We start from the raw sequence: 6954 nt of genomic DNA, 5'->3' as shown, positions 1-6954 counted from the left end.
TATTCCGAAACGGCTGAGCGTTAATAATATAAGTGATTATTCAATATTTATTTAGATTAGCTCATTTTGCGAAAGCCTCTATATTAAAGTACATTGATGTAACTATTTTTTATTTTAGATTTTTGATATAATTATTTATAAATTTATTGATATTATATGAGGTACTAATGGGAAGTTTCATAATTATTTTAACAACAATTATTGTTCTTGCTACCTTGATTATAAGAAGCATAAGGAATAATAGGAAAATAAGATCTGTTTTAAGAACACTTGTAGTAGAAATTAATAAAACTTATAAAGAACTTTTTAAAGGGACAACTTTACTTTATAAAATAACACAAGGTGGAATGGTTATATGTGGTGAATTATTTGCATTTATAACTATATTTACAACAATTATGAGGCATTTAGATACACATTTAGCCTTTCATGTAGAATGGTTAATAAAAATAATAGTTATAATAATATCTTTTATAATTGTTCATTATTCAATAGGCTATATATTATTTGTTAGCTCTAAAATTCATAAATTTATTTATAAAGTTGAAGATAAAAACTTAAAGCTAGATTTTATATCAAGCTATTTTATTACAAGTACATTTTTAGCTGTACTTATAATCTTTCCAGATCAGTTTAAGGAAAGTGCAATTATAGGAATTATAGGGGTTATAATTTGCTACTATTTAAATATAAAGGTGTTACTAACTCTTATGATAAAACCACACAACATTAAATCAGAAAAGGAAGAAAAAACTAACTTTGCAAGGGTACTAATAGCAGCTATTTTAGTGTTAGTAATGCTTGTGATTAATTTGTATTTAGCTGTTTGTTTCGTAAATGCCCTTGCAGATGGTGCAGCATATTTAAATGCTACAGGAAGTTTTGATTTATTTTATTACACAATAATCACTTTTGTTACTATTGGATATGGCGATATAGTACCAGTAACTACATCAGCTAAAGTAGTAGCTATAGTCATTTCCATAACAAGTGTAATTTGTTTAACTGTATTTTTAAGTAGTATTTTATCATATAAAGAGAAATTTGATTCATAAAATCTATATTTAATGGAGTCGTGAGGATATGTGATTGGAGAATGAGAAAGTTATAAAATTTCTTGATAATTACAAGCTATTACCTTATATTTCTACAAGTAAAAAATTAAATAATTTAACTCGTTGTGCTAGTAAATTAACGCACTCAACATGTTAAAACAAAAATAAAAAGGAGTACAAATCCATATGGTTGTACCCTTTTATTTATTATCTTAGCTGACTTGCAATACTGTCGTCTAAATCCTGAGCAGATCGTAATGTCTGATCAATTTGAACAGCAATATCTTCAACTAACTGTCTAGTTTTATCTAAGCCAGGTCTTAATGAAGCAAATTGTTCGGCATATGCAGCTGCAGATACATCTTTCCAATTCCAAATGTAAAAACATCTATGATTACTGAAGCTACTCCTAAACCCCCTACAAGTAATCTTTCACCTGTTGTCAGTTTTTCTCCTGTCATAGAGTATCCTACACAGGCTTTTATGGTGTTCTTCACTCCTCCTACTATGATAATATAATGCAGTATGTTATCATATATTGAGTTACATCTAAAATTATACAATATACTGAATTTTGCACTTCTACAGTATATCTAAATTTTTTTGTAGTCATATTAATGGCAATTTTGTAGTTAGATTATTTATATATCCTAGCAACATTAAACCCATTCTCTTTTATTTCTTTCTCTGTTATATGTTTATCAAGATGCATACAATAAAACTTATATCTAAATTCCTGTGGCACTATATTACAAAGTTTTCTTAGTGATAAATGATTATTTCCTTCATAGTCTAATCCACAGGTATCTTGATAAACCCTATTAATTTCTCCATTCAAGATCCTATTAATAACTTTGCTACTTATGTTATTTGCATCACCACTAAAGTAAAATAATTTCTCATTTAATTTCATTACAAATCCATATGCTGGTATTGTATCAACATGGGAAACAGGCAAAAATTCTATACTGAACTTCCCAAATTGAGTATCATTAACATCTATTCTCTCAAAACTATTGAGTTTATACATTTCAGCACTTACACCTATATTCGTTAGAAAGCCTTCAATTAGTTCCTTTTTAGGAAAGAAAATAGTTGGTCTACGTTTCAAAATATAATATGAATAAAATATTACCTCGCCAAGGCTTCCAACATGGTCAGGATGTGTATGAGTTATAATAATATACAAATTTTCAAGTTTATCAAATAAATTTAATTCTTGTAATCTATGAAAAACAGTTCCACCACAATCAATAATAAGTAAGCTATTATTATTCTTTATAAAAGCACTTGTATTGCCAAGTTCTGTATTAAAAGCACTCCCAGTACCAATAAAATTAAGCATTTTCTCCTCCAATATTTATTATTAAATTCTGTGAATCTCATAACATATCAGATTCATTCCACTCAAATGCAATATTACTTCTCAGTATGATTATACGCCAAGATAATAATATCTCATTATGACTTGTATAGACATCAATTATACCATTCTTTTGAAAAATCTTCATTCAATACCATAGAATTAGGATTTTTTTCTATACAAAAGAATTCAATTAAGACCATAAAATATGAGATATCATCTTTTTTAATTCATATTTCTAGCCTTCATTGATTCTAATCCCTAAAGGATTCCTCTAACCTTCTACTTAAAGAAACTACTTCTTCTAATGTTTCTAATACTTCTGAATACAAAAACTCTATCAATAATAATAAAAATAATAAACATGTAAAAAATGCTCTTCCATCCTTATTAACTAAACTTAAAAATTGCTGTATTTGCTCTAATTTAACATTACTATTCTCAAGATTAATGGTAAAGCAAACTACATTTAATCTGGTAGTTGACAGTACCTAAAATTTTTAGATTCATCGATTTTTTTACTTAAAAATTGTGCTAGATCACAGTTTCTCTTAATAAATTCTGATAATCATATTACACCTCTATCAGAATGATATGTTTCATCATTCATTATGCTAAATAACTATTTTCTATAGAATTCTCTTATTTTCTCACAAACATAATCTATTTCTTTTATAGTTAACTCTGGGTAAATTGGCAGTGCTAATATTTTTTCTGATACTCTTTCAGCTACTGGAAAATCTCCTTTTTTATATCCTAAGTAGCTAAAGCACTTTTGAAGATGTAATGGAGTTGGATAGTATATGCTAGTACCTATTCCTTGCTCATTTAAGTATTGATTTAATTCATCTCTTTTATGGCAGGTTATGCTAAATACATAATAAACAGGTATTTGATCGCCTTTTATTTTGTGTAAGGTAATTTCTGATATATCTTTTAACCTTTCAACGTATAAGTTATAGATTTGATTTCTCTTTTCTAGTGCCTCATTTATATATTTTAATTTAACACGTAAAATTGCTGCTTGTATGTTATCTAATCTTGAGTTATATCCTATATACTCATAGTGATATTTCTTTTTAGCTCCGTGAACTCTATACATTTTGGTAATATCTTCAAGTTTATCATTATTTGTAACTATTAATCCACCGTCACCGTAAGCTCCTAGTGTTTTAGTTGGAAAGAATGAATAGATACCCATGTCACCTATAGTACCTGCATGTCTGTATGTCTCTCCTTTACCTTTCCATTGCATACCAAAAGCTTCTGCTGCATCCTCTAATACAGATAAGTTATGTCTTTTTGCTATATCCATAATATCATCCATATTAGCCATTTGGCAGAATAAATGTATTGGAAGTAGTCCTACTGTATTTTTTGTTATTTTTTCTTCTATTTTTGTAGTGTCTATGTTGAAGGTTTCTTCATCTATATCTACAAATACTGGTTTTCCTCTATGCTTTGCAATACATGAAGTAGATGCTAAGAAAGTAAATGGAGATGTTATTATCTCTTTTTCATCCTTATATCCTAATATATCAGCTGCCATAACTAAAGCATCTGTCCCTGAAGCAACACCAATAGCGTGTTTTACCTTTGCAAAGTCTTGAACTTCTTTTTCAAAAGCTATAACATCTTCACCTAAAGTCTTAACTCCATTTTTTATTGAATTTATCATAGCCTCATTAAACTCAGCCATTTTCTCTTCGTATTCTCTTTGTGATGTATAAAATCCTACTTTCATCATAAATTCCTCCTTTTTAGATGTAAGTTAAAATTCAAACTTTATTTTACTTCTTCTACAGCTTTAATAAGCTCCTCTATCATATACTTAGCATCTTCTAAAGATAATGTTGAATACACCGGTAATGTTATTTCATTTTTATATTGATTATATGCATTTGGATAATCTTCCACTTTATACCCTAAGTTTTTATATAGCGTAAACATTGGCAGTGGTATAAAGTGAACATTTGTAGGTATATCTTTTTTAGCTAATATTTCTATAACCTTTGCTCTGTCACTTTCCTCAAAGCCTTTTATTCTTAATGGATATAAATGATATGATGTTTCCATCTCCTCATTTTTAGAGAAAGGTATTATAGCCCACTCTTTATTTTCTAAAGCTTTGTTGTAAATCTCAAATATTGCTCTTCTTCTATCTAACATTTCCTCATATCTATCTAATTGAGACACACCTATAGCTGCATGTAAATCAGACATATTACATTTAAATCCATCTGTTACTATATCATATTGCCAAGCACCAGCTTTCATCTTAGATAAAGCATCTTTTGTTTGCCCATGTAGTGCTGTATATTTAAACTCTTTATATAAGTCTTCTTTTCCATGAGAATTATTGTTATTAAATGTTATTCCTCCACCTTCAGCTGTAGTTAAATTCTTAACTGCGTGAAATGAGAATACATGGAAATCATATTGAGATCCAACTTTTTTGCCCTTATAAGTTGCACCAAAAGAGTGTGCTGAATCTGATATAAGTATTATATCTTCTCTATTTAACTTTTTAAGTATTGTTTTTACCTTATCATAATCTACAGGAACACCTGCAAAATCTACAGTTATTATTGCCTTAGTTTTTTCAGTTATTGCCTCTTCTAATTTATCTAAATCCATTATAAAACTATCTTTAGCAACATCTACAAAGGTTGGCTTTATTCCTCTATGTAAAATAATGCTAGCGCTTGCAGTGTAAGTATAAGGTGTGGTTATTACTTCATCCCCTTCTTTTATATCGTAGAATTTTAGAATAAGCTCCATACCAGCTGTTCCACTACCTAAGGCCACAGCCTTTTCAGTTTCACAGTACTCAGCTATTTTCTGCTCAAATTCTAAAACCTTAGGACCACTTGTAATCCATCCTGATTTTAAAACCTGAACAACACTTTCTATTTCTCTTTCTGTAATATCTGGTGGTGATAACGGTATTTTTCTTGACATTTAAAATCTCCCCTTTGCAATTAGTCACACTTTAATAAATAATGTAGTATTTTTTTCTTTATTAATAATGACTCTTTATTTTCATAAGTCTTTTTTAAATCTACTTTTTTCCTTTAAAATATCCTGTATGCTTTGATATGTATATATACCCATTGTCAAAACACTCTTTCTCTAGTAATTTATCTAACTTCATCAATTTATTTGCACTTATTTTTTTAACTATATCGCTTTCCATAGAAAGTATATATTGAAATAAGGCTTCTTTTTCTGTTATTTTTAGATTATCTATATATAGATTACACTCTATGTCTTTAAAAAATTTTGATAATATGCCTAACCCATTTTCAATTTGAAATTTCTTTGTTAAATTAAAACTTTCAACTTCTAATATCTCCTTATCAACCATTGATAAAAATTCTCTCATTTCCTTCATATGATTTTCACCAACAGTAGATATAAAAATGTATCCATCCTTTTTTAGAACTCTTTGCATTTCGCTTAGTGCTTTATCTATGTCATTTAAGTGATATAGTATGTGGTTCGCTATAACTATATCAAAAGTCTCATCTTCATAAGAAATATTTTCAGCATCCTCAACCTTAAAATGAAATCTATCTAAAACTGCCTTTAAATTTAATTTAGCATCTTCAATCATACCTTCTGAAAAATCAGTAATATGTATCTCCCATTCTTTAGGTATCTTGTCATAATTTTTAGCCCATAAGCTGCCATCACCACAGCCTAGCTCTAAAACCTTGCAATTTGTCTCTAAAGGTAGTTGCTTAAAAACCCACTCCATCCAACCTTCCTTATTAGTGCTGAACTTATCATGAATATTTATCCTTGCCTTTAAATTAGAAGCATCTATATACTGCTTCATCCACCTATTATCTTTATTTATCAGATTTATAATGTTAATAAACTTATCCCAATTCAAATTTTTATCTGTATCAATCATTTTCAAAGCCTCATCAATAGCTTGAATAACACTTAATTCATGATTTATTTTTTCCTTAATAATTTTCTTTTGTATCTTTAATGACTTTTCAAAATCATTTTCCTTTACTTCCTCTTTCATAACATCTTTAATTTCATCTAAGGATAACCCAATAAACTTTAAAGTTAAGATTTTTTGAAGTTTGGGAAAATCATTCTTACTATAAAGCCTATACCCCGACTCATTATAAAAAGAAGGCTTTAAAAGATCAATCTTATCATAATATCTCAAAGTCCTCAGAGTAACTCCTGCCTTCTTACTAAATTCACCAATAGTAAATTGTTTCTTTAAATTATCTTTCATAAAAAATCCTCTCAAAAGAAAATAAATTTTATTTAGTAATGTTACATATATATTACTCCATGACGTAATGTCAAGGTCAATAATTTTTTAAATTAAGATTATATTCTGTCGCAAAAATTTCTTCACCATTATTAAATTATGAAATAAAAAAACTGTGAGAGTTTATCCCATGATCGTGTAAATCATGAGGTTTTATTTTCCTGGTATTCATATAGAACTTATTGCAAAGGAGCTTTCGCAAAATGATCTAATTTAAATAAATATTGAATAAGCAC

Annotated in this window: 6 protein-coding genes and 1 pseudogene; 1 reads left to right on the top strand and 6 read right to left on the bottom strand. The window is 28.2% G+C overall.

The window, feature by feature from the left end; all coding sequences use genetic code 11:
- Positions 1 to 167 precede the first annotated feature (167 nt).
- Positions 168 to 1055: a potassium channel family protein gene (locus tag B3W71_RS18370; protein WP_346890379.1), complete on the top strand. Its 888-nt coding sequence runs from the start codon at positions 168 to 170 to the stop codon at positions 1053 to 1055.
- A gap of 320 nt (positions 1056 to 1375) precedes the next feature.
- Here the strand turns inward: B3W71_RS18370 and B3W71_RS18365 are convergent, their stop codons facing one another.
- The 6 genes and pseudogenes from B3W71_RS18365 to B3W71_RS18340 form a co-directional block, all read right to left on the bottom strand.
- Positions 1376 to 1618 (bottom strand): pre-toxin TG domain-containing protein, encoded by a 243-nt coding sequence (locus tag B3W71_RS18365; RefSeq protein WP_346890378.1) that lies wholly within the window; start codon positions 1616 to 1618, stop codon positions 1376 to 1378.
- A 74-nt stretch (positions 1619 to 1692) separates the two neighbouring features.
- Positions 1693 to 2400: an MBL fold metallo-hydrolase gene (locus B3W71_RS18360; protein WP_346890377.1), complete on the bottom strand. Its 708-nt coding sequence runs from the start codon at positions 2398 to 2400 to the stop codon at positions 1693 to 1695.
- 383 nt (positions 2401 to 2783) lie between these two features.
- A pseudogene (locus B3W71_RS18355) lies at positions 2784 to 2980 on the bottom strand (aspartate aminotransferase family protein); the annotation flags it as partial.
- A 60-nt stretch (positions 2981 to 3040) separates the two neighbouring features.
- Positions 3041 to 4162 carry a DegT/DnrJ/EryC1/StrS family aminotransferase gene (locus tag B3W71_RS18350; protein ID WP_346890396.1) on the bottom strand — a complete coding sequence of 374 codons (1122 nt, stop codon included), beginning with the start codon at positions 4160 to 4162 and terminating at the stop codon, positions 3041 to 3043.
- A 41-nt stretch (positions 4163 to 4203) separates the two neighbouring features.
- Positions 4204 to 5379, bottom strand: a complete 1176-nt coding sequence (locus B3W71_RS18345; RefSeq protein ID WP_346890376.1) for a DegT/DnrJ/EryC1/StrS aminotransferase family protein — start codon at positions 5377 to 5379, stop codon at positions 4204 to 4206.
- A 100-nt stretch (positions 5380 to 5479) separates the two neighbouring features.
- Positions 5480 to 6679 (bottom strand): MerR family transcriptional regulator, encoded by a 1200-nt coding sequence (locus B3W71_RS18340; RefSeq protein WP_346890375.1) that lies wholly within the window; start codon positions 6677 to 6679, stop codon positions 5480 to 5482.
- Positions 6680 to 6954: the final 275 nt, after the last annotated feature.

The sequence above is a fragment of the Clostridium sp. UBA1056 genome, from assembly GCA_002316385.1.
Lineage (GTDB): Bacteria > Bacillota > Clostridia > Clostridiales > Clostridiaceae > Clostridium_J.
The sequence above is the reverse complement of the archived record's forward strand: the minus strand, read 5'-3'. Positions and strand labels throughout refer to the sequence as shown.